Below are 24017 nucleotides of genomic sequence, written 5' to 3'. Positions count from 1 at the left end.
AGTCAGTTGTCTCCTGTGGGGGGAGCGGGGGTCGGTGAGGGGAAGAACCGGCTCAGCCAGCGTTGCTCGGCCCGGCGCATCTCGGCCGCCTGGTCGTCGGACTTGTCGTTGTAGCCCACTAGGTGGAGCGTCCCGTGGATGACGTACAGCAGCAGCTCCTGCGCGGCGGGCGAGCCGTACTCCACCGCGTTGCTGGCGGCCGTGTCGGAGCTGACGATCACCTCGCCCTGGAAAGGGCCGACCCCGCCGGAGAGGTCGAAGCTGAGGACGTCGGTCGGGTAGTCGTGGTCGAGGAACTCGCGGTTGAGCTTGTGCATCTGCTCGTCGTCCACGACGGCGATGCTGAGCACGCCGTCGGCCACCTCGGCCTCGGCGAGCACGGCTGCCGCGGCGTCGATGAGCCGCTGCTCGTCGACGGCGAGGGTCGCCTGCGAGTTGTTGACTGAGATCTCCATCGGGGCGGCCTAGGCGGTCTCCTGATCGGGGTACTTCACGCGGCCGTGGTAGACGGCGGTCAACGACTTCACCAGGCTGTCGCCCACCTTGCGGAGCTCCTGCAGGGTCAGGCCGCACTCGTCGAACTGCCCGTCGTCGAGCCGCTTGCGGGTGATCTCCTCGACCAGGTTCTCGATACGCGCCGGGGTCGGCTCGACCAGCACGCGGCTGGCGCTCTCGACCGCGTCGGCCAGCATCAGCACGCCGGCCTCCTTGGTCTGCGGCTTGGGACCGGGGTAGCGGAACGAGCGTTCGTCGACCTCGGCGGCGTCCGGGTCCTCGTTCTTCTTGTTAGCGGCCTGGCGGTAGAAGTACTCGACCAGCGTAGTGCCGTGGTGCTGCTGGATGAAGTCGACGATGCACTCCGGCAGGTTGTTCTGCCGCGCGAGGTCGGCGCCGTCCTTGACGTGGGCGATGATCACCAGCGTGCTCATCGCCGGCACCAGGGTGTCGTGCCGGTTGGCGCCGCGGGTCTGGTTCTCGATGAAGTAGCCCGGCTTGAGCATCTTGCCGATGTCGTGGAAGTAGGCCCCCACCCGCACCAGCAGGCCGCGGCCGCCGATCGACTCGGCCGCCGCCTGGGCGAGCGAGGCGACCGTGATCGAGTGGTTGTACGTGCCGGGCGCGCGGCGGATCAGCTCCTGCAGCAGCGGGTGGGCCGGGTCGCCCAGCTCGATCAGGCTGAGGTCGGTCTGCACGCCGTACACGCGTTCGACCAGCGGCAGCAGGCAGGTCATCAAAGAGCCGGCGATGATGCACCACAGCGCCAGGTTCAGCGCCAGGCGGAGGGTCGGGGCCAGCTCGTGCCCGGCCACCACGCCGGCGCCGATCGCGGTCAGCAGCCCGACCACCGCGGCCAGGAAGCCGACGACCAGCAGCTTGCTGCGGGTGCGGACCGAGTCGAGGGTGAGGATCGCGCCGGTGGCGGCCGCCTGCAGCACGATGGCGTCGACCAGGTCGTAGCCGACCGCCATGACGATCACCAGGGTCATGGCCGCCGACAGCAAGAGCGCGACGTCCTGCCGGCTCACCACGGCGATGGTCATGCCGAACAGCAAGAGCGGGATCGCCTCGGCCCGCCAGCCGTTGGCGTGCGTCAGCAGCATCACGCCGACGGTCGCGAGGATGGTCAGCAGCAGGGTCACCAGCCGGGGCAATTCCGACACGAAGCCGCCGTCCAGCCGGTAGACAAAGAAGCCGCCGACCGTGAACAGGGCGAGGTACATCCCCAGCACGGCCAGCGCCAGGCCGAGCCGCTCGGCGGCGCTACGCTCGGAGAGCTCCTTCTGGTACTCCAGCTCCAGCCGGCCGAGCTGCTCCTCGGAGAGCGGCTGGCCGGCGGCGGCGATCAGGTCGCCGGGCTCGAAGTGCTTTTCTTCTACTTCGACCTTGTCGGCCGCCTCCTGCTGGGCCGCGGTCGTGGCGTCGCGGTTCAGCTTGAGCGACACCGCCAGCGGCAGACGCTCGCTGATCCGGGCGAACACCCGGTTGGCGATCTCCAGGCTCGACGCCTTCTGGGTGACCTGCCGCTGCAGGCGGTTGAGCACGTCCTCGAGGCGGACCTCGCTGATCGGCACGGTGGCGTCGAAGCTGCCGGAGCTGCCAAGCGGGCGGACCTCGATGCGTTCGGGGTTGGCGTTGTGCTCGGGGTCGAGCCGCGCCAGCACGCCGTGCTGCTCGAGCGGCAGGAAGAGCTCGTCGATTGTGTTGTTGAGCGCGTCCATCGCGCCCTCTTGCGAAAGCGCCTGCTTGAACCGTGCGAATTCCTCGGCCTGCTCCTCAGTGGTCGGCTCGGGGGTCCCCTCGGCCAGCGGCGGGGAGAAGCTCTCCCACAGGCCCTGGTCGACCGACTCGAAGTCGTCGGCGCTGATCAGCTTGCTGAGGTCGTTCTTGAGCTCCGACTTGAGCAGCGTGATCGGGGCGGCGCCGTGGTCGTAGACCGCCACGGCCAGGCGGCGGGCCTCGTCGCGGGCCTTCTCGGTGGCGACCGGGTCGATCTCCTCGAACGGCGTCCGCACGGTGACGGCCCGCTCGGGGATGCGGTCGGGACGGAAGTCGCGGGGCGGGTCCCAGCCGCGGGTCATGGCGAGCATCGCCAGCGCGGTGATCATGCAGAGCGCGATGCGCAGCAGCACGCGGCCCTTGCGGAGGTTAGCCGCCAGCATGGCGAACCTGCCCCGGGGCAGCTCGACCGAGGCCACCCGCTGGCTCCGTGTTCGCGTTTTAGCGCCGGTAGACATGAGGCATTACGAACGAGTGTCCGAGCCCTCCTCGTAGGCGTCGACAATCGCCTGCACCAGGCGGTGCCGCACGATGTCCTCCTTGGAAAGCTCCACCCACTCCGAGCCCTCGATCCCCAGCAGCCGCCGCCGGGCGTCGATCAGGCCGCTCATGGTGTGCGGCGGCAGGTCGACCTGCGTCGCGTCGCCGGTGACGACCACCCTGCTGTTGGCGCCCATGCGGGTGAGGAACATCTTCATCTGGCCGACGGTCGTATTCTGCGCCTCGTCCATAATGATGAACGCGTTGTTGAGCGTGCGGCCGCGCATGTAGGCCAGCGGCGCGACCTCGATCACGTCCTCGGCCATGTAACGCTTGAGCTGGTCGAAGTCCATCATCTCGCCCAGGCCGTCCAGCAGCGGGCGGAGGTACGGGTTGATCTTGGCCCGCAGGTCGCCCGGCAGGTAGCCGAGGCTCTCGCCGGCCTCGACCGCGGGGCGGACCAGCACCACCTTGCGGACCTTGTCCTGCCGCAGGGCCTCGACCGCCGCGGCCACGGCCAGGTAGGTCTTGCCGGTGCCGGCCGGGCCGATGCAGAAGACGAGGTCGTTCGAGCGGATCGCCTCGATGTAGCGGCCCTGGCCCGACGTGCGGGGGCGGATGCTCACGCCCGCCCGCTGGACGTCCACCTTCATCTCCGACGCCCCGGTCGGCTTGGCGTCGGTGAGGTCGGCGAGCACGCTGTCGACAAACTCGGGCGAGATGATCCCGCCGATCGCGACCTCGTTCTTCAGCCGCTCGATGATGGCGGTCGCCTGCAGCACGGCGTCCTCGTCACCGCTGACGCGGATCTTGCCCTCCCGCGCGTGGATCTTCGCGGGCACCGCTTCGCGGATGCGGCGAAGGTGTTGATCTGAAGGGCCGAAGAGCTGTATGAGCTGGTCGGGACCACTGACCGGGATGAAAGCTTCGATCATACTAGGGGCGTAGGGAGGCGGGCCGCCGAGCGGGCGGCTGTCGCATGCCTACGCAACGCCTTCGGCCTGTGGCTGAAGAATGGGGTCTTTCCTAGGAACAACAACGGCGGCCCGCGGCCGCCGACACAGCGGGGCACGTGTCCCCGCCGCTGCTTCAAACTATACCTGATCCGCGGATACCGACGCCAGGAGTTGGCTTGTTGCCGGGCGCAAGTGGCGCAAGGGACTCGGGTTGTGACGATTGCGACAAATCTCCTGCGGTAGACAGCCGCCGCCGCCGCCCCGCGGCGCAGGTCCCTGCCCGGCCCTCACGGCCCAACCAGCTGGGTCACCCACAGCACGTAGGCGATGGGAGCCGCAAAGATGATCGAATCGAGCAGGTCGAGCACGCCGCCAAACCCGGGCAGCCAGCTGCTCGAATTCTTGAGACCGGCGTCGCGTTTGAGCAGCGAGATCGCCAGGTCACCGCCGACCGCCGCCAGCACCATTGCCACCGAGTACAGCCCCACACCAACCACCCAGGCCACCGGGCCCTTCTCCGAGACGCAGCCCAGCCGCTCGGCGACCGGGCCCAGCACCAGGAAGCCGCCGAGCAGCCCGAGGGCCATCCCGCCGGCGGCGCCCTCCCAGGTTTTGCCCGGGCTGAGGATCGGCGTCATCTTGTGCTTGCCGAAAAACTTGCCGCTGAAGTAGGCGCCGGTGTCGTTGCACTTGGTGATCGCCACGACCGAGAGCAATGCCAGCAGCCCCCAGCGGCCCTCCTCGCCCCAGCGGCCGCCGGTGATCAGCCGCAGCTGCACCACGAAACCCATCAGGCCGCCGCTGTAGGCGATCGCCAGCACCGACTGCGACAACCGGATGGTCGCGATGCCCGGCTGCTGGTAGCGGGCCATCTCGACGACGATCGCCATTAGCACGCTGAGCGCCAGGCCGATGGCTGTCCAGCCCGCGCTGGCGACCGCCTCGCCACGGGTCGGGTAGAACAGCGGCGCGAAGCTGATGACCACGGTGATCAGCGCCCCGGTCGCCACGACGTAGCGGGTAGGCGTGATGTGGCGGGGCTGGCCGGTGGCGGAGTCGCTCTCGTACAGCTTGGCGTTGCTCTCGAACAGCCGCACCAGCTCGCCCGCGCCGAGGAACGACCCCAGGAACGCCAGCGGCGAGAGCCACAGGCCCGGCCGGGGCGAATCGTAGTCGAGCCAGGCCAGCCCTACCAGCACGCTCACCAGCAGCACGCCGAGTACTAGTCGCCAGATGAGCACAGGTGGTAGTCGATCGAGTTAGGGGTGCGCGGCGGGGTTAGACGTTCAGCCCGCCGTAGCGGCGCTCGCGTCGGGCGTAGTCTTGGATTGCCCGGTGGAGGGTCGCCTCGTCGAAGTCGGGCCAGCAGTCGTCGGTGACCCAGATCTCGGAGTAGCTCACCTGCCACAACAGGAAGTTGCTGATCCGCAGCTCGCCCGCCGTGCGTATCAGGAGGTCCGGATCGGGGATGCCGGCGGTGGTCAGGCGGTCGGCGATCAGCTGCTCGTTGATCTGGTCGGGCGCGAGGTCGCCGGCCTCGACCTCCTCGGCGATGCGGGTCATGGCGTCGGTCAGCTCGGCGCGGCCGCCGTAGTTGATCGCCAGGTTGAGCCGCATGCCGGTGTTGGCGGAGCTCAGCTCGATGGTCTTGTCGACCTCGGCGAGGACGTCGTCGGGCAGGCCGCAGCGTCGGCCCAGCATCGACACGCGGATGTTGTTCTGCGTGATCGTCGGGCGTTCATCGATCATGTACCGGGCGAGCATCTGCATCAGGAAGTCGAGCTCTTCCTGCGGCCGCTTCCAGTTCTCGCTGCTCAGGCAGTAGAGGGTGAGCGCCTGGATGTGCCCGAGCCGGGCCGCCTCCTCGGTGACCGCCCGCACGGACGACACGCCGCGCTGGTGGCCCTGCATGCGGGGCAGGCCACGGCGCTCGGCCCAGCGGCCGTTGCCGTCCATGATGATCGCGATATGCTTCGGCCACCGCTCGGGGGGCAGCTCGGCAAGCGACAATGGCGGGTCGACGCCGGCGGTCATGGGGGTCGGTGCGGTCGGAATGGAGGGGGCGCCTTCGCGGGGCGGTTACTGGTGGGTGTCTTTCGCTCAGGCTCCGACCGCGGCGGCGGCAGCTTGGATCGTCTGCTCACGCCCCGGGCCGACCGAGACGTACTCCACCGGAGCGCCGACCAGCTCGCTCACCCGCTTCAGGTAGCCCAGCGCCGCGGCGGGCAGCTGGTCCATCTCCGTGCAGCCGGTGATGTCCTCGTCCCAGCCGGGCAGGGTCTCGTAAACGGCGGTGACGCGACGCAGGTCGTCGACGTGGCTGGGGTAGGTGTCGGTGGTGCGGCCGTCCAGCTCGTAGGCGGTGCAGATCTTGATCTCCTTGAGGCCGCTCAAGACGTCCATCAGCATCACGCTGATGCCGTCGACGCCGCTCAGCCGCGCCGTGTACCGCAGCGCGACCGCGTCGAGCCAGCCGCAGCGGCGCGGCCGCTTGGTGACCGTGCCGTACTCGTTGCCCTGCTCGCGCAGGTGCTGGCCGTACTCGTTGTCCTGCTCGGTCGGGAACGGCCCGCCGCCGACGCGGGTCGAGTACGCCTTGACGATGCCCAGCGTGTGCGTGATGTGCTTGGCCGGCACGCCCGAGCCGTTCGACACGCCGACGCCCGAGCTGTTGCTGCTCGTGACATACGGGTAGGTGCCGTGGTCGACGTCCAGCAGCGAGCCCTGCGCGCCCTCGAACAGCAGCTGCTTGCCCTCTTCGGCGGCGGTCAGCAGCATGTCGGTGGTGTCGCAGACGTGCGAGCGGAGCTTCTCGGCGAAGACCGTGTACTGCTCGATCACGGCGTCGGCGTCGAGGTGGTCGGGGGCGGTGAGCATCTCGTTCTTGGCGGCCACGATGTGGCGGACGCGGTCCGGGAACGAGTCGCGGTACAGGTCGCCCATGCGGATGGCGAACGAGCGGCCGACCTTGTCGCGGTAGCAGGGGCCGATGCCGCGCTGCGTGGTGCCGATGTCCTCGCCCCCGGTGCTTTTGTCGAGCACGCGGTCCTCGGCGAAGTGCCACGGCATGATGACGTGCGCGCGGTCGCTGATCTTGAGGTTGTCGAGGTGGGTCATCCCTCGACCCTCCAGCTCCTCGAGCTCCTCGATCGCCTTGGCCGGGTTGATCACCACGCCGCCGGCGATCACGCAGGTGACCCCCGGGGTAAGCACGCCGGAGGGGAGCAGCGACAGCTTGTAGGTCTGGTCGCCGACGACCACCGTGTGGCCGGCGTTGGCACCCCCCTGATAACGGACCACAAAGTCGGACTGCTGGGTCAGAAGATCGACGATCTTCCCCTTCGCCTCGTCGCCCCACTGGAGGCCGATCACACAAACGCCAGGCACGCGGGACCCCCGCTCGTAGCATAGTGGGCAGATTCAATCTGGACAGAAAACGAGCCGACGCTTGCCCAAGCCAACGCCGGCCGATCCCCGGACGGATGCCCGCCCGGCTGCAAACCCAGATTCTACGCGGGCTTTCGACCAAGGGTCAACCGCCGGCGTCCCGCGGCCGGCCGCCGGCCCACCGGCCAGCAGGCGGCCGGGGCAGCTATCGTTGACCGCCCCACAAATCGGCTCTAGGCTGCCGCAGACGGACGCGGGGGAGTTCCTTATCTCACGGAGGTGGACGATGAAGCTTCGGAACACGGTGTCGCTGTGCCTGGTCCTGGTGGCGGTCGGCCCAGCGGCCGCGGTCAATCTCGTGCTCGACTACTCCTACGACTCGAGCAACTTCTTCGGCGCCGGCAACCCGGACGGCCCCGCGGCCGGCGCCGCCGCGAAGGCCGCCCTGGAAGAGGTCGCACGCTACTACTCAGAGATCCTGCAGGATTCGTTCTCCGAGGTGCGGACCCCCGATCCGGTCGTCAACGGCTCGGCCGAGTACTCCTGGACCTGGAGCCAGACGTTCACCCACCCGGCCACCGGCTCAAACGTCACGATCGTCGACCCGACCATCAACGCCGACGAGTACCGCATCTACGCCGGGGCCAGGTCGATCGCCGGCACAACGCTCGGCATCGGGGGCCCGGGCGGCTACGGGTACAACCTCGGAGGTTCGTACTTCCCGTCCGACCTGGCCCTCATCAACAGCACCACCGATCAGTTCCTCTCGCAGGTGGTGCACCGGGGCGAGCCCGACGGCGAGTTCGCCGCGTGGGGAGGATCGATCAGCTTCGACTCAGACACCAGCACCAACTGGCACTGGGACTGGACCACCGACGTTGAGTTCCTAGAGAGCGACTTCTACTCGGTCGCCGTGCACGAGCTCGGGCACGCCCTCGGGCTCGGCGCGTCCAACGAGTGGTCCTCGCTTGTGCAGAACAACAGCTTCCTCGGCGCCAACGCGTACGCGGCCAACGGGGGCTCCTACCCGTCGGCGTTCGGCGGCCACTGGCAGTTCGGCGTCGAGAGCACCGTGCTCGGCCTCGACACCGTGCAGGAGGCGGCCCTCGACCCCGACGTCACCAACGGCACGCGGAAGTACCTCACCACGCTCGACGCCGCCGCCCTCAAGGACATCGGCTGGGAGGTCGCGACCATCGCGCCGCCGATCGGGGGCGACCCGCTGTTCGGCGACTACAACGACGACGGCTTCGTTGACGCCGCCGACTACACCCTCTGGCGCGACAGTGTCGGCCAGCCCGCCGGCTCGCTGCCGAACGACCCCTCCAGCACGACCATCGGATCCGAGCAGTACCGGGCGTGGAGCGACAACTACGGCGCGGCGGCCACTGCGCCCGGCGCGACCGCCGCGCCCGAGCCCTCGGCGATTGTGCTGCTCACCGGCCTCGGATGGTGGTCACGCCGCCGCAGGGCGGCTACTCCACCACGACCTCGACCGGCATAAACAGCCCGACGCGTTCCTGCTGCAGCAGTCGGGCCCACAGGCCCATCCGACCGACAGCGTCCCGCAACCCGGCCGGCAGGGCCAGGCCCTCTACCCGCACCGAGACCTCCCGCTGCTCCTTGCCGCCGCCGAACAGCTCCTGGAACAAGTCGGGCTGCTCCGGCAGGGTCATAATGCGGACCTTGTCGTCTGCTTTCAGGCCGGCCTGCACCTTGGCCGCGTTGATCGCCTGCTGCAGCGAGCCGAGCTCGTCGACCAGGCCGTTCTCCTTTGCCTGGCGGCCGGTGTAGACCTTGCCACTGGCGAGCTTGAGCAGGGCCTCGTGCTCCATGCCACGGCCCTTGGCCGCCTTGCTGGTGAAGAGCTCGTAGATCTCCTCCATCATCCCCAGCATCGCCTGGCGTTCTTTGTCGCTGAACTTGTTGGTGCTGCTGAACACCCCGCTGTTCTCGCCCCGGCTGATGACATCGACGTTCAGGCCGAGCTTGTCGTACAGGCCGGCGAGCGCCATCTTGCCGCTCACCACGCCAATCGAGCCGGTCACGGTCTGCGGTTCGGCGAAGATCTTGTCGGCGCCCATCGAGATGTAGTAACCGCCGCTCGCCGCGACGTCGCCCATGCTGGCGATGATCGGCTTGTCGATCTCCTGCGTCTTCCGCCAGATGAGGTCGCTCGCGATCGCCGACCCGCCCGGGCTGTTGACCCGCAGCACGATCGCCACGACGTCCTTGTCACGGTCGGCCTCGTCGAGCGCCTTGACCAGCGAGGTCGAGCCGATGGTCGACGCGCCGAACAGGTCGGACTCGCTCTCGCCGGTCATGATCGGGCCGACCGCGTAGACCACGGCGATTTTCTTGCCGCGGGCCGGGGCGTCGTTGCCGGCGCCCGCCAGCACGCCCATCAGCTTGAAGAACCCAGCCGGGCCAGAGAAGTCGGTGTCGACCTTCTTGCCGCCGTAGTTCTCGACATACACCAGCTTGCTCCCCTCGTGCTTGTCGGCCAGCGTCTGGCGGACCTCGTCGGGGTACGCGATGCGGTCGATCAGGCCGAGCCGCTTCGCCTCGCCGGCGCCGAGCACGCCCTGGTCCATCGCCTCGCGGACCTGGGCCTCGGTCATCGGCCGGTCGAGGCCGATGGTCTCGTACATCTGGATGTACAGGTCGTCAATCAGCGCGGTGAGGTTCTTCTTGACCGGCGGGCTCCAGGAGTCGCGGGTGTAGGTCTCACCGGCGCCCTTGGCGTCGCCCATGTGCAGGAAGTCGGCCTCGACGCCGATCTTCGCCAGCAGGCCCTTCATGAACAGGCCCTCCGCCCGCACGCCCGGCAGCACCAGCAGGCCGCTCTCGGGCATGATGATCTGGTCGCACGCGCAGGCGATCAGGTAGTCGCCGGCGGTCGCCATCTCGAGCTGGGCATGAACCGTCTTGCCCGACTCGCGGAACCGCGTGATGGCGGCCCGCAGCTCGCACACGCCGCCGCGACCCACGCCCGGGCTGCGGATGTCGAGCACCAGGCCCTCGATGCTGTCGTCCTCGGCCGCGCGGTCGAAGCGGGCGATCAGCTTCGCCAGGTGCGGCTTGAGGTCCGCAAACGGACCGCCGCTGCCTGGGCCCTCGGGCACCGCGCCGCTGAGCACCACGTTGGCGTAGCGGACCTTTTCCTTGGGCTGCTTGGCGGCCGGCTTGTCGCTCTTCGTTTCACCCTTCTCAGATCCCTTCTGGGCGACCCGCACCCCCTCGGTCTGGGGATCGGCCGCCTGGGCGGCGGGGCCGACGATGGGCCCGGCGACCAGGGCCAGCAGCAGTGCTAGCACGAGCGGGCGAGCAGCGCGGTAATTTGAACGATTGGAGCAGCGGTGGTTCATGATCTTGTCGTGGTCGTTGCAGGGCTGGGTGTATCGTGACGCGGCAAGGCTCTGGGGGGCATTCGCCCCACGCCGCCGGTTCTTGCAGCAGGAATCGCTTCATTCTGGGCGGCCGCAGCGTTAAACAGCACGGGCCGGACGCACCTACCCCATCTTACCGCAGGGGCCGCCCTCGGGCGCTGAAAAACGCCCCGCGGCCGGTCTGGCTCGATTCTTCCCATTTCGCTAACGTCCGCCCCCTGACCAACCGACACGCCCTCGACCAAACCAACCCAGTGCCCGCCCCGGCACAACGGAGATCGCCCATGCTCGGCCGCATGCTCACCCCGCCCCTCACGCTCGCCCTCGTCGCGGCGTCGCTTGCGCCCACCGACGCCGCCGCGCAGAACATCTTCCGCCGCTTCGTGCCGGTGGAACGCGTCGCCGCCGACCCGGGCGCGTCCTACGGGCTTAGGCAGTCGCACGGCCCGTGGCTGATCATGGCCGCCACCTTCACCGGCGACGGCGCCGAGCAGCAGGCCAACCAGGTCGCCCTCGAGCTGCGTCAGCGGCTCAACGCCAGCTCCTACGTGCACGACCTCAAGCTCGAGCTCGACACGACCGACGTCGGCCGCGGGGTCGACAAGTACGGCAACAAGAAGCACATGAAGTACCGCGGCGGCGACACCGTCCACGAGTGGGCCGTGCTGGTCGGCGACTACCCGGCCATCGACGACCCCGAGGCCCAGCGGATGCTCGACAACGTCAAGCGGTTCGAGCCCGACGCCCTCAAGATCGAGGACGACAAGCCGACCTTCCAGACGCTCGCCTACATCCGCCGTCACCAGGAACAGATCATCCAGAAGGTGAGCAACGCCGAGCCCCACGGGCCGATGCGCACCGCGTTCATCACCCGCAACCCGCTGCTGCCGCAGGAGTACTTCGTCCCCAAGGGGGTCGACAAGTTCGTGTCGGACATGAACAAGGGCGTCAAGCACAGCCTGCTCGATATGAAGGGCCGCTACACGGTGAAGGTCGCCACGTTCGCCGGCAAGGCCCAGCTGCAGACCGCCTCGCTCGCCAACACGCGGAGCCAGAAGCGGTCGGACGTCGACCCGCTGGTCGAGGCCGCCGAGAACGCCCACCTGCTGACCGAGGAGATGCGCCGCCTGAACATCGAGGCCTACGAGTTCCACGACCGCTACGAGAGCTACGTCGTGGTCGGCTCGTACGACGAGGTCGCGAAAATCGACGACGAGGGCCGCCTGTACCCGACCGACGCGATGATGCCGGTGATCCGCGCCTTCGGAGCCGCCTACAACACCCCGTCCGACCCGCTGCAGCGCGTCCGCCTGCCGGACCAGGTCGCCAGCGAGGTCTCGCAGGTCGAGGGCCAGTTCAAGCAGATGTTCCAGCAGAAGCACGGCCAGGTCGCCAGCGGGTTGAACCCCAAGTTCGCCCGCGTCCCGCCGAAGGACCCCAACGCCCGGGTGATCCCCTTCGACATCCACCCGCACGTGATCGAGGCCCCCAAGCGGAGCATCAGCGGCTCATTCAGCCTGTTCCGCTAGGCAATTTCACTCGCTCCCCCTCCGGGGGAGGGCCGGGGTGGGGGTAAAGCGGAGACACGGCTTGTCCGCCCGATCACTCATAGCCAAACTTGAGGAGCAGCCCCCGGCGGCAGCCGGGGGTTCCGCGGAGGGTACAGTGCCCGCGAGCTCGCCAGCCTCCATCGCGGCCCCCTCTTCGTTTTGTCCAAGAATACGAAGCGAGGGGACAAAACCCTCACCGGCCGGATCGCCGTCGTTCGTGTTTCCCCCTACTGCTGCAGGCTCTGCCGAGGTTTCCGACACACGCTGCGGCGCCGATTTTGTCCGCTGCGCCGACTCCCGGTTGGCCGACGCGGCGAGCTGCCCCGCCATCTCGCGGAGCGCTGCGGCGACCGGTGAGGGCCGCTTGGTTCTGGTGGTCGGCGGCAGGGCGGCGGTGCTGGGCTGCTCCCTCGGCTGACGCCGAGGACTCTTGTTGATCGAACAACGCTCACCGGCCGCGGGTCGCGCGGAAGCAATCTGCTGGATCTCCTGCTCGAGATTCCACCGCTCCGCCGGCTGCTTCGGCTTCGACTTGGCCAGCTGCTGCTTGCGTTTAACCTGCTCGCGCCGCGCCCGGCGTTCGCGATCTTCCTGGCGGTCCTGCCGGTCGACCAACCACGCCGCGGCCCGCCAGTGCGTGGCCGCCGCCTGCCGCACGGCCTGCAGCGGCCCGAGCCGCGCCGCCATCCGCGCCCGGCGGACCCGCTCGTCAAAGCCCTCGTCCCGGGTCTGCTCCCGCCCGATCGTCTTCTCGCAGCAGCCGACATACGCGGCCGCCTCGCCCATGGTCATCCCCGCCGTCAGCAGCGCACAAACCTCCCGCTGCTTCCCCTCATCCAGCACCCGTGGTCGCGCCATCGTCGGCCCCCTGTCGTTGTCGGTTCGATCGCGAATAGACACCTCTGTCCACATTCGAATTTTCGCCGACTAGGTGGCCCATTCCCACTGAAAAGCACCGAAGTAGCACCACTCTCCGAGCCGTCAACAAGCAACGCCGCCGCTCAAAGAAAGCGTGCCCACACACATGAGCCGGCCATCAGGTGGCACGCGCTGAAAGGGCGTGGTAGCCCCGCTGGTGATTCACCACGCCCTTTGAGGGCGTGCCACCCAGCAACCCCAGCCCCCGCTGCAGGCCATCAGCCGCGGGGCGTTAGCCCCCGGCGAGGCCTCCCAAGGCCAGACATCGTTTGATTGACTTCCAGGCAACCATGCCGCATGATCGTAGTGAGGAACCATGCCATGGACATGCAACTGCCCCCCGACATCGAAAGCCAGCTCAACCGGCTCGCCGCCAGCGGCGCCGATGTCCAGCAGTTTGTCGCGCAGACCCTGCGTGAAGGGTTTGAGCGGCATACGCAGGAAGACCCCTCGCTAAGCGAAGAGGAGTGGCAGGCCGGCTTCAAGAGCTGGGTCGACAGCTTTCCCCAGCGGAAGACAACGATGGACGACAGCCGCGAGTCGATCTACGAAGGCCGCGGTGAATGAGGTTCCTGCTCGACAGCAACATCCTCTTGCGACAACAGAGCCATCGAGTCCAGTTTCGACTGCCTGCACACAAATCCCATCCGCCGGGCACTCTAGCAGAATCCAGTCGATTGGAAATGGCCGAGTGCCTGCTTCTACCTGCCTAACGAGGTGGAGCCGGATTCGCCAAAGACCGCGCGCACCGATTGCTATTGGCTGGCCCCATAGATCGCGTGAAGTGCAGATGATAGGCTACTGGGGCCCTCACTTGGTCGAGTTTTCATCGTCTGTATGCGATGGAACGCTAGCAATGTTGCTAGCACACGCTACTGCAACCTCGTGACGATTAGCATCGTTACATGTGTGTCCGATCGGCGCACTATCGCGGAAGGGGACCAAGTGTAGGGCACTTTTCTTTGCCTCCAGAATTGCATGAATTCTCGTCAAGACGTCGCAACTTACCTAGGGATCAGTGACGCCCGGCTATGCGCCATACTCTACGGCTACTGCGATCGGCGACGTTACACAGAATTCCAGATCCCTAAGGCCTCCGGTGGCCATAGGAAAATCCTCGCGCCGCCCAAGCGACTCAAGTGGCTGCAGTCTACGCTCCTGCGACGGCTGGAGGGCCAGTACACTCCAAAGGTGTGCGTCCATGGATTCGTGAAGAACAGAAGCATCGTGACTAATGCTCGTGTTCACTGTGGAAGACGCCTAACAGCATCATTCGACCTGGAAGATTTCTTTCCCAGCATCCACATAGGACGCGTGAAAGGGATTTTCAAGAACCCTCCCTTCTCATTTGGCGAGGACGCTTCGGAGGTCCTTGCTCAAATCTGTTGCTGCGACGACGGGAAACTCCCCCAGGGAGGCGTCATGTCGCCTTATCTTTCCAACCTCGCGTGCAGGTCACTCGACAACGACCTACTACGACTGTCAAGACAACATCGGTTGCGTTACTCTCGCTACGCAGACGACCTAACCTTTTCCAGCAACGACCGATACTTTCCGCACGAAGTAGTAGAACTCGATGTCGAGCAGCCGCAACCTGGCGAGCGGCTCGTGGAACTTATAACCAGCAACGACTTCCGACTGAATCACTCGAAAATGGTGTTCAGAACGTCGACGCGCCGGCAAGAAGTGACAGGGCTAACAGTCAACGCTTTCCCAAACGTAAGCCGCAAATTCGTCAGAGGGATAGAGGCAGCCCTATCGTCCTGGAGAAGATTCGGGTACGACGCTGCGCAAGCACATTTTCTAGAAAAGTACCACGAAGGTGGAGGCTCAGAACTTTCGAGCGTACTACGAGGGCGAATAGCCTTTCTAAGCATGGTGCGAGGAAAAGATGACTTTATCGTGCGGCGCCTTTCACGCGAATTCAACGATCTAGGCCAACCAAGCATTAACGTCAAACCTCTCACGACCGCACGCCCTAGCCCTCGGCACAATTCCCGGGCTGAGTGGCAGACTTGGATTCGCAAATACTCGGAAGGTGTGCTTCACCTTCTCTTTACTTCGCCAGAAGGCGACCCTTCTTGCGGAACTGCTTTCCACATCGGAAAAGGCACTTTTGCGACAGCCCGCCACAACGTCTTTACAGAATGTGGTGCAGTACACGACGACCTGAGGCTCAAGCACGATGGCAATGAGTTCGTTGCCAATGTGCTCGCACCGCTCGATGCAGACGCGAATACGCCTGATGTCGCCCTATTAAGCTGCAATGCGCTTTCGAAGCTCGCGAGAATCCCGACACAAGTTCGGTTGCCGGAACTCGGTGAAGAGATAGTGGCGATTGGGTTTCCCAGTATCCCCCAACGCAATGTTACGCAGGTGGTACACAGCGGAATCGTCGAAGCGCTTCCTGTGAATTACAGTGACCGTCTCCGATTCATCCAAGTCAGCTTCCAAAGTGGCGGTGGCTTGAGTGGAGGAAGTTTGATTGATGCTGGAGGCAACCTTCTGGGTGTAGTTGTGGAAAACGTATTCATGCAGGCCGCCGATGCTGGCGGAATCACCGCGCCGTCGAGACCCTACGGGCAGGCGGTTCCCGTAGAGTACTTAGACGATCTGCTCAAATCCTATGATCGACAGCAACGGCCGATTAGATAGAAACGCCTCTTCGGACGTCGCCTTGGCTCCACCGACTAACCACGCGACGTCGGCGTGCTTCACTGGCAGCTCGGATCTAGCCTCCGCTACTTCAAATACCGAGCCACCGCCGTCAGGATCTCCCCCAACTGCAGCAGCTTGTCGCCGCTGGTGTCGATCAAAGCGAAGTGCTTGGTGAGGCGTTCGTTGGCGGTCGCCTCCTCGACGCTCAGGCCGCCGTTGTGGTCGGCGTCGGCTAGGTCGAACATGCCGACCAGGTCCTGGCCGGTGTGCACCGGCTTGGAGCCGGCGCGGCGAGCATCGTCGCGCGGCAGCACCACGTCGAAGTAGCCGAGCATCATCTCGTCCCACGACTGGTCGCCCCAGCGGACCGTGGCCGACGGGTCGGGGTTGGCCAGGTTCTGCTTCGAGTTGTCGAACGCCGCGCGGCAGTGGATCACCGACCCCGCCGGCAGCTCGCGCGGCTCCGTGAGCACGTAGCGGGTCTGCCAGTTGAAGTCGTAGGCGGGCACGTCGAGCAGCACCTCGCGGGCGCCGCCCGGCGTGGCGAGCTCGTAGCGGAACGCCTTGCCCCGCAGGTGCATGTGCGGCGAGAGCGACAAGAGCGTCGTGGCCCGGTCGAGCGGCCGGCTGCTGGCGGTCACGACATGCTCTGGCTCACCGGGCGGGATCTCGAACCGCATGTTGCCGATCTCGCAGGTCACGACCTCGCTGCTGACCTGCTGGGGCTCGGCGAACAGCACGCCGAGGCGGCTCATGTCGGTCTGCTCGGAGCCGATCGGCGTGTAGTGCATCTCGAACACAAAGTTGGACCCCGCCGGCACCAGCTTGGCCGCGCCGGTGGGCATCGGGTCGAACCGCAGGCCGGGCACGTACGCGGTGAGGAAGATCCAGCCGCGGCGGTCCTCGCCGCCGGGCGGGTCGGCGTAGACGATAATGTGGTGCACCACCTGCCGGTTGCCGGGCTGCACAACGGCGGCCTCGACCCAGCGGTCTTCTTCGTAACCCGATGGGCGCGTGAAGTACTGGTACGGCACGCCCGAGGGGCCGCCTTCGGCGGGGATCGTGAACGGCTGGTCGGCCATGTCGGTCACGGCGTCGGGCTCGCGGGCCGTTGGCCAGCCGGCGGCCGTGGTGGTCGGCTCAATCGCTTCGGACGGCTCGCCTTCGGGGCAGCCGTTCTCGACCCACTGGTAGACGAGCTGCTTCTCGTCGTCGGGCATGCTGCGGTCGTTGGCGAAGTGGCCGTAGTCGGGGTTGGCGTGCCAGGGCGGCATGCGTTGCTCGCGGATCACCTCGGTGATCATGTCGCCCCAGCCCGACGCCTGCTCGTAGGTCAGCAGCGGGAAGGGGCCGATCTCGCCCTCCTGGTGGCACTCGACGCACCGCTGCTGGAAGATCGGCGCGATGTCGCGCGTGTAGGTCACTTGGCTGTCTTCTTTGGTCTCGCGGGTGCGGCCGATCAGGCAGCCGAGCGCCTTGGTCGCTGGCTGCGAGACTTCTTTGCCGGCCAGCAGCTCGTCGAGCGCCGCGCGGAGGTCCTCGCGGGTTGGCTCATCGCGCTGGATGCCGACGACGTACTGGTCGTCGACGCGGCCCTGGTAGCGGACCCGCCGCGAGCGGTCGAGCACGAACACTTCGGGCGTCCGCGTCGCGCCAAACTGGTCGGCCACGCGGTTGGCCTGGTCCTTGAGCACCGGGTACTGGACTTCGTGCCGGCGGACGTAGGCGGTGATCTCGGCGAGCGAGTCCTGCGAGTTGGAGTCGACCGCCACGAACCGCACGCCGCGGGGGCCGTACTCGTCGGCCAGCGCCTGGAGCCGCGGCCCGTACAGCTTGGCGAGCGGGCACTCGGTCCCCAGGAAGGCGACCACCACCAGCTCGCTGGCGGCCTGGTCGGCCAGGGACCACGGCTTGCCGAGGTGGTCGGGCAGCGTGAAGTCGGCGACCAGCCGGGGCGCGGCGTGGGCCGCCTGCGGGGCGAGCAGGGGCGCGGCCAGCAGGCCGAAAGTGAGCGAGGACAACACGAGGAGACGGTGCATCGGAAGCGTCCTGCCGGTGGGTTGCGGGGCGTTCGGGGTCCCTGCATTGTGCGCTGGGGCCGCAACGGCGCGAAGCTCACAACGCAAAGGCGCCGGTGACAGCGCTTGCGGCGAGCGTTATCCTGAGTAATTCACCCAAGGCATTCATCCTCCCTACAGACGCGGGCCCTCGTCGTGCGAATCGCGATCCCCAGAGAAACCGCCCCGGGAGAACGACGCGTCGCCGCGTCGCCCGATTCTGTCCGGGCCCTGCTGAAGCTGGGCCACTCAGTGGCTATCGAGTCCGGCGCCGGCGAGGCCGCCGGCTTCACCGACGACGCCTACCGCGACGCCGGGGCCGAGGTGACCGACCACACGCAGCCCTTGTGGTTCGACGCCGAGCTGGTCCTCAAGGTCCGCCCGCCGTCCGACGCCGAAGTCGAGCTGCTGGAGAAAGGGGACCTGCTGGCCTGCTATCTGCAGCCGGCCCAGAACGGCGAGCTGCTCGCCAAGCTAGCGGCCAAGGGGGTCACCGCCCTGGCCCTCGAGGCGGTGCCGCGGATCACCCGCGCCCAGTCGATGGACACCCTCAGCGCGATGGCCAACATCGCCGGCTACCGCGCCGTGGTCGAGGCGGCCAGCAACTTCGGCCGCTTCTTCGGCGGCCAGATGACCGCCGCGGGCCGGCTGCCCCCGGCCAAGGTGCTGGTGATCGGCGCCGGCGTCGCGGGCCTGGCCGCCGTGGGCGCCGCCAAGGGCCTGGGCGCCGTGGTCCGCGCGTTCGACACCCGGCCCGCCACCAAGGAGCAGGTCGAGAGCCTCGGCGGCGAGTTCCTGACGGTCGAGATCGAGGAGTCGGGCGAGGGCGCCGGCGGCTACGCCAAGGAGGTCTCGCAGGCGTTCCTCGACGCCGAGTTCGCCCTGTTCCGCGCGCAGGCCCAGGAAGTCGACATCGTCATCACCACCGCGCTGATCCCCGGCAAGCCGGCGCCCAAGCTGTGGCTGAAGGACATGGTCGAGCTGATGAAGCCCGGCTCGGTGGTGGTCGACCTGGCGGGCGAGCAGGGGGGCAACTGCGAGTACACCGAGCCCGGCCAGAAGATCCAGACCCACGGCGTCACCGTGATCGGCTACACCGACCTGGTGAGCCGCATGGCCGACACCGCCAGCGCGCTGTACGCCAACGTGATGGTCAACCTGATCAAGCACCTCGGCGGAGCCGAGCCGCAGATCGACATGGACGACACCGTCACCCGGGCGATCACCGTCACGCATGACGGCGCGGTCACCTGGCCGCCGCCACCCCTGCCTGCCCCCACGCCCGCCGCCGCGCCGCCGGCGAAACCTGCGGCCAAGCCCACCGAGGCGGCCGCTCCTGCCGACGACCGCCGCTCGCCGCTCGACGCGGTGATGATCGGCGCCGGGCTGCTGCTCGCCGCGGTCTGGCTGTACATGCGGTTCCAGCTGCACGAGGCGCCCGGCGCCACCGGCGGCGAGGCCCAGCAGTTCGTCCAGCACCTGACCGTGTTCGTGATGGCGTGCATCGTCGGCTGGCACGTGATCTGGAACGTCTCGGCGGCGCTGCACACGCCGCTGATGGCGGTCACCAACGCGATCAGCGGCATCATCATCGTCGGCGGCCTGCTGACCGGCGGCTCGCTCGGCGAGGCGGGCTTCACCCCGGCGGTCGCGCTCGGCCTGGTCGCCATCCTGCTGGCGATGATCAACGTCGCCGGCGGTTTCCTGGTGACCCAGCGCATGCTCAAGATGTTCAGAAGAGGATGAGCTGGCTGCGGATTGGGGACTTCGGATTGCGGGTTGTCTCGTCGCAATGCCGGCCCTGGCTGAATCCGCAATCCGAAATCCGCATTCCCCAATCGGCCCCCTCCAACCACGCGATACCACCTTGGACCAGGTTCTCCTTTCCATCCCGTACCTTGTCGCCGCGGTGCTGTTCATCCTGAGCCTCAAGGGGCTCAGCAGCCAGGAGACCGCCCGGCGCGGCAACCTGTACGGCATCATCGGCATGGCGATCGCCGTCGGCGCGACGATGACCTCGCACCAGATCACTAGCCAGGGGCTGGTGTACGTCGGGATCGCAGTGCTCATCGGCGCCGCGATCGGCGCGGTGATGGCCGCCCGCGTGGCGATGACCTCGATGCCCGAGCTGGTCGCGCTCCTGCACAGCTTTGTCGGCGCGGCGGCGGTGCTGGTTGGCTTCGCGAGCTACTTCGGCGAACACGGCGAGACCGTCATCGGCGTCCGTATCCACCTGACCGAGATCTACCTGGCGGTCTGGATCGGCGCGATCACGTTCACCGGCTCGCTGGTCGCCTTCGGCAAGCTGTGCGGCAAGCTGTCCGGCCGCCCGCTCTTGCTGCCCGGCCGGCACCTGCTCAACCTGGCCGCGGTGGTGGGCAGCCTGGCGATCGGCGTCTACTTTGTGCTGGTCGCCGGCCCGGTGATCGCCGACGGGGTCCTGCCGCTCGTGATCGCCACCGCGATCGCGCTCTTTCTCGGCTACCACCTGGTGGCCGCCATCGGCGGGGCCGACATGCCGGTGGTGGTGTCGCTGCTCAACAGCTACTCCGGCTGGACCGCGGCTGCGGCCGGCTTCATGCTCTCCAATGACCTCTTGATCGTCACCGGCGCCCTGGTCGGCGCGTCGGGAGCCATCCTCAGCTACGTCATGTGCAAGGCGATGAACCGCTCGATCGTGAACGTCGTGTTCGGCGGCTTCGGCGCCGCCCCCGCCCCAACCGCCGGCAGCGGCGAGGCCGCCGAGCAGACCGGCACAATCACCGAGACCACGGTCGCCGAGCTGGCCGACGAGCTGCAGCACGCCAAGAGCGTGGTGATCGTGCCCGGCTACGGCATGGCGGTCGCCCGGGCGCAGCACGCCGTCCGCGAGGTAAGCGACAAGCTGCGGGCCAAGGGGGTGAACGTCCGCTTCGCGATCCACCCGGTCGCCGGCCGGCTGCCGGGCCACATGAACGTGCTGCTCGCCGAGGCCAGCGTCCCCTACGACATCGTCCTCGAGATGGACGAGATCAACGACGACCTGCCCCAGACCGACGTCGTCCTCGTGATCGGCGCCAACGACATCGTGAACCCTAGCGCCCTGACCGACCCGAATAGCCCGATCGCCGGCATGCCGGTCCTCGAGGTCTGGGAGGCCGACCGCGTGGTGATGCTCAAGCGCGGCCGCTCCGCCGGCTACGCGGGCGTCGACAACCCGCTGTTCTACTACGACAACACCCACATGCTCTTCGGCGACGCCCACAACACGATGAACGCGTTGGTCGGGGCGCTGTAACTCAGGCCCTTCGCGCGGAATCGGGCCCGGAGAGGCCTCCCACGGAACGGCGTTGGCCACGCCACTTGGCGGCCTTGGCGTCTTGGCGGTTCTCATCTCATCGTCCGCTGCCAGCACGCGTCGCGCGTGGCGGGCGTTGACCGCCCGGGTTGGTCGCTCACCACCCAACATGCTTCGCGTGCTGCGTCGCAAACCCTTGCGGGGTAGGTCCCTCTGCTGGGTGGCGCCCCGTTTGCCTTTGGTAACGCCAGACGGGCGTCAGCCCTACGCAGCAAGCGACTAGCGGCCCCACTCTTGGGCGCCGCTACCAATCATACCGAACGAAGGAGCATCGCCGTGCAACCCAAGACCGTTCAGCAAACCGACATCATCGCCCTGGCCGACAACGAGGCGTCGCCGTGTGTGTCGCTCTACATGCCGACGCACCGCGCCGGCCGCGAGACGCAGCAGGACCCGATCCGGCTGAAGAACCTGCTCAAAGAAGCCGACGAACAGCTCGCCAAGCGTGGCCTTGACCACGACAAACGCCAGCAGCTGCTGGCGCCGCTGGCCGAACTCCCAGATAACGCCGACACCGACTTCTGGCGGTACTCGACCGATGGCCTCGCCGTGCTGCTCAACTCCGACGGCGCCCAGGCGTTCCGGCTGCACGGCCCGACGCCCGAGTTTGTGCTCGCTGCCGAGCAGTACTTCCTCAACCCGCTGCTCCGCTCGCTGCAGTCTGACGGCCGCTTCTACCTGCTGGCGGTCAGCCAGAACAAGGTGCGTCTGTTCGAGGGCGATTCGCGTCAGCTTTCCGAAATCGAAACCGACCTGCTGCCCGACGACCTCCGCGATGCCTTGAACATCGACGAGTACCAGTCCGCCCTGCAGTACCACTCGACCGCGCAGGCCGGCGCCTCGGGGGGCGATCCGGTCTACCACGGGCACGGCGGCGGTGAGGGCGAGGACCAGAAGAAGGAGCTGCTGCAGTTCTTCCATCGACTCGCGACGCCCCTCTCGAAGGTCTTGGCGGGCGAGCAGACCGGCTCGCCGACGCCGCTCCTGTTCGCCGGCGTGGGCTACCTATTCCCGATCTTCCGCGAGGCGTGCGACTACCGCGGTCTGCTCGACGAGCCGCTCACACGCAACCCCGACGAAGCGTCAGCCGACGAGCTGCACGACCCGGCGTGGGAGATCGTGCGTCCGCACTACGCGACCCGTTGGAGCGAACTGAGCGAGAAGTACGGCCTGGCCGCGTCACGCGACCTGGCGACCGACGACCTGTCCGCCATCTGCAAGCACGCCGAGCAGGGGCGCCTGCAGACGCTCGTCTTCTCCGAAGCGGCGATGCAGCACCACGAGACCGCCTCCGAAGAGCGGAGCGCTGAGCTGGCCCACGCCGGCGTCGAAACGCTCCGCACCGGCGGCGATGTGCTGGTGTGCTCGCCGGACAACATGCCGGTGAAGGGTGACGTGGCGGCGATCTGCCGGTTCTAGGCAGACGAGTCGACAGACGGCATTACCCGGGATACCTGCCACGACGCCTATTCGCATCGTCGGCGTCTCCGCGATTCTCTTTCCAATCAGGAGACGAGGCCAACGTGCGTCGGCATTGCTGGCGGCTAAACCGCCGAGTTCCGCATGCGGGGATAACCGCGGCTAGCAACGCGACGCCACTCGGCGCCGGAACGGGGTCTGACACGTCGCCGACAGTTAGCAGCGTGAAGCCGGCGAGATCGCCCGAGATCAGGTAGTCCAGGGAGTAATCGACTCCGTAGGTCGCGGTCGCCAGCGGCGCCCAGTCAGCTAGCGACTTGTCCCAGAACCGGATTGCTTCGGACCCGCTGATCGCGTCTGAGAAATGCTCGAGGGAACTGTCGGTTCGGCCCCGCAGGGCCAGCATCCCCCCACTCGATAAATAGATACGGCTGTCGCCGTCGTGGTCCTGGTCGACGCTCAGCCGGTCGCCAACGCTCACGAGCCCGCCTCTAGAAATCCAGAGTTCGCCGCGCCCGTTAATTCCGACCTCGAGTGAGCGGTCGTTGTTCCACTGCGACCCCACACCGGTGACCGTCGCGGCGCCTACCGCGTTGGTCGAATGGCCGAGCGTCCCCGAACGGCTGTTCTTGCGCCCTCCCGACTCTATGGTTAGCTCCCCATCGCCATCCAGGCCAACCGACAACTCGTAGCGGCTGTTCCACACCGACCCCGCGCCGGCAATCACCACCGCCCCTGTAGAGCCAGGCTGCTCCCCGATGTAGCTGACCCGGCTGCTCACCTGCGCCCCCGAGTCGATGGTCAGCGCGCCGCGGCCGTCGTGGCCGATCGACAGCGGATCGGCGAGCGTGCTTCGGGGAGTGATTGTCCAGCTAGATCCGGCGCCGGTGACCCGCACGCTGCCCATCGACCCGACGCTACTCCCCAGGTCGCTGGTCCCGCTAACGACCTGCCCCCCTGCTTCAATGAGCAGGGTCCCGACGCCGTCCTCGCCGACTCGAAGCGCACTGCCGGCGTCCCACTCCGAGCCCGCCCCGGTGACGGTCGCCAGGCCGATTCCACCTAAGTTGGTCCCAAGGGAGCTGCCAAAACCGTTGACCACCCGACCGCCGGCCGAAACGGTTAGGGCGCCGTAGCCCCCATTGCCGATCCTGAAAAAGGTGGCCATCTCCCACAGCGATCCGGCGCCAGCAACCGCAGCCGAGCTTGTTGATCCGGCGGCGGCGGCGATGTAAGCGCCAGACCGAGTCGCAACAAGTCCGCCCGAGTTGACGTCCAGCGTCGCGTCCCCTTCGTCGCCGACAACGAGCCAGCCATTCTCCCACCTGGAGTCCGGGCCGACGACTGTCACGGCGCCTTGCGCGCCAGGCGAACGCGCTATGCAACTGGTGCCAGAGTACAACTGACTCCCCTCATCAATGCCGAGAGCTCCTGCACCGGTGTTGCCGACCGTGAGCGAGGCCCCCGCATCTAGATCCGCTGGAATCACGTCTCCAGACGAGTTGATCGCGGCGAAGCCGGGACTGACACACGCGTTCAACAAGATCCACGTGGCGGCGATTGCCCAAGAACACAACACGGTCTTCATT

17 protein-coding genes and 1 pseudogene are annotated in these 24017 nt (G+C 67.2%); 8 read left to right on the top strand and 10 right to left on the bottom strand.

Going from position 1 to position 24017, the window contains the following annotated elements:
- Positions 1-2: 2 nt before the first annotated feature.
- The 6 genes from ybeY to Pla123a_RS23810 form a co-directional block, all read right to left on the bottom strand.
- Positions 3-455, bottom strand: a complete 453-nt coding sequence (gene ybeY / locus Pla123a_RS23835) for an rRNA maturation RNase YbeY (protein WP_146591766.1) — start codon at positions 453-455, stop codon at positions 3-5.
- A gap of 9 nt (positions 456-464) precedes the next feature.
- Entirely contained in the window at positions 465-2660 is a 2196-nt protein-coding gene (locus Pla123a_RS23830) for an HD family phosphohydrolase (protein WP_231956620.1), read from the bottom strand.
- A gap of 81 nt (positions 2661-2741) precedes the next feature.
- Positions 2742-3692 (bottom strand): PhoH family protein, encoded by a 951-nt coding sequence (locus Pla123a_RS23825; protein ID WP_146591763.1) that lies wholly within the window; start codon positions 3690-3692, stop codon positions 2742-2744.
- A 308-nt stretch (positions 3693-4000) separates the two neighbouring features.
- Complete coding sequence (locus Pla123a_RS23820; protein WP_146591761.1) at positions 4001-4954, bottom strand: phosphatidate cytidylyltransferase; 954 nt, start codon at positions 4952-4954, stop codon at positions 4001-4003.
- Between the two features lie 37 nt (positions 4955-4991).
- The gene (locus tag Pla123a_RS23815) at positions 4992-5747 is read right to left on the bottom strand and encodes an isoprenyl transferase (RefSeq protein WP_146591759.1); all 756 of its coding nucleotides are present in this window, start codon (positions 5745-5747) and stop codon (positions 4992-4994) included.
- A 66-nt stretch (positions 5748-5813) separates the two neighbouring features.
- Positions 5814-7100, bottom strand: coding sequence for an adenylosuccinate synthase (locus Pla123a_RS23810; protein WP_146591757.1), 1287 nt, complete (start codon positions 7098-7100; stop codon positions 5814-5816).
- A gap of 286 nt (positions 7101-7386) precedes the next feature.
- On the opposite strand from Pla123a_RS23810, the gene Pla123a_RS23805 reads away from it, so the two are divergent.
- Positions 7387-8604, top strand: coding sequence for a matrixin family metalloprotease (locus tag Pla123a_RS23805; protein WP_146591755.1), 1218 nt, complete (start codon positions 7387-7389; stop codon positions 8602-8604).
- Here the strand turns inward: Pla123a_RS23805 and sppA are convergent.
- The gene (sppA, locus tag Pla123a_RS23800) at positions 8576-10468 is read right to left on the bottom strand and encodes a signal peptide peptidase SppA (RefSeq protein WP_146591754.1); all 1893 of its coding nucleotides are present in this window, start codon (positions 10466-10468) and stop codon (positions 8576-8578) included. The genes Pla123a_RS23805 and sppA overlap by 29 nt on opposite strands.
- 317 nt (positions 10469-10785) lie before the next feature.
- Here sppA and Pla123a_RS23795 point away from each other — a divergent pair, with 317 nt between their 5' ends.
- Positions 10786-12018: a hypothetical protein gene (locus tag Pla123a_RS23795; RefSeq protein WP_146591752.1), complete on the top strand. Its 1233-nt coding sequence runs from the start codon at positions 10786-10788 to the stop codon at positions 12016-12018.
- Positions 12019-12024: 6 nt separating this feature from the next.
- Here Pla123a_RS23795 and Pla123a_RS23790 read toward each other — a convergent pair whose 3' ends face one another.
- A complete protein-coding gene (locus tag Pla123a_RS23790; protein ID WP_146591750.1) occupies positions 12025-12897 on the bottom strand; it encodes a hypothetical protein in 873 nt (290 codons plus the stop codon).
- A gap of 381 nt (positions 12898-13278) precedes the next feature.
- Between Pla123a_RS23790 and Pla123a_RS23785 the strand changes: the two genes are divergently transcribed.
- From Pla123a_RS23785 to Pla123a_RS25130, 3 genes and pseudogenes are all read left to right on the top strand, one after another.
- Positions 13279-13524 (top strand): hypothetical protein, encoded by a 246-nt coding sequence (locus tag Pla123a_RS23785; protein ID WP_146591748.1) that lies wholly within the window; start codon positions 13279-13281, stop codon positions 13522-13524.
- 411 nt (positions 13525-13935) lie between these two features.
- Positions 13936-14649: pseudogene (locus tag Pla123a_RS25425) on the top strand (reverse transcriptase domain-containing protein); the annotation flags it as partial.
- A gap of 183 nt (positions 14650-14832) precedes the next feature.
- Positions 14833-15612, top strand: a complete 780-nt coding sequence (locus Pla123a_RS25130) for a trypsin-like peptidase domain-containing protein (protein ID WP_231956619.1) — start codon at positions 14833-14835, stop codon at positions 15610-15612.
- Between the two features lie 86 nt (positions 15613-15698).
- Here the strand turns inward: Pla123a_RS25130 and Pla123a_RS23775 are convergent, their stop codons facing one another.
- Positions 15699-17654: a redoxin domain-containing protein gene (locus tag Pla123a_RS23775; RefSeq protein WP_146591744.1), complete on the bottom strand. Its 1956-nt coding sequence runs from the start codon at positions 17652-17654 to the stop codon at positions 15699-15701.
- A 174-nt stretch (positions 17655-17828) separates the two neighbouring features.
- Here Pla123a_RS23775 and Pla123a_RS23770 point away from each other — a divergent pair, with 174 nt between their 5' ends.
- The 3 genes from Pla123a_RS23770 to Pla123a_RS23760 all read left to right on the top strand — a co-directional run bounded on the left by Pla123a_RS23770 (position 17829) and on the right by Pla123a_RS23760 (position 22428).
- Entirely contained in the window at positions 17829-19418 is a 1590-nt protein-coding gene (locus Pla123a_RS23770; protein WP_146591742.1) for a Re/Si-specific NAD(P)(+) transhydrogenase subunit alpha, read from the top strand.
- A 121-nt stretch (positions 19419-19539) separates the two neighbouring features.
- Complete coding sequence (locus Pla123a_RS23765; RefSeq protein ID WP_146591740.1) at positions 19540-20949, top strand: NAD(P)(+) transhydrogenase (Re/Si-specific) subunit beta; 1410 nt, start codon at positions 19540-19542, stop codon at positions 20947-20949.
- A 336-nt stretch (positions 20950-21285) separates the two neighbouring features.
- Positions 21286-22428, top strand: a complete 1143-nt coding sequence (locus Pla123a_RS23760) for a baeRF7 domain-containing protein (RefSeq protein WP_146591738.1) — start codon at positions 21286-21288, stop codon at positions 22426-22428.
- A 22-nt stretch (positions 22429-22450) separates the two neighbouring features.
- Here Pla123a_RS23760 and Pla123a_RS23755 read toward each other — a convergent pair whose 3' ends face one another.
- Positions 22451-24016 (bottom strand): hypothetical protein, encoded by a 1566-nt coding sequence (locus tag Pla123a_RS23755; RefSeq protein ID WP_146591736.1) that lies wholly within the window; start codon positions 24014-24016, stop codon positions 22451-22453.
- Position 24017 lies beyond the last annotated feature (1 nt).

It is taken from the genome of Posidoniimonas polymericola (assembly GCF_007859935.1).
Taxonomy (GTDB): domain Bacteria; phylum Planctomycetota; class Planctomycetia; order Pirellulales; family Lacipirellulaceae; genus Posidoniimonas; species Posidoniimonas polymericola.
The sequence above is the reverse complement of the archived record's forward strand: the minus strand, read 5'-3'. Positions and strand labels throughout refer to the sequence as shown.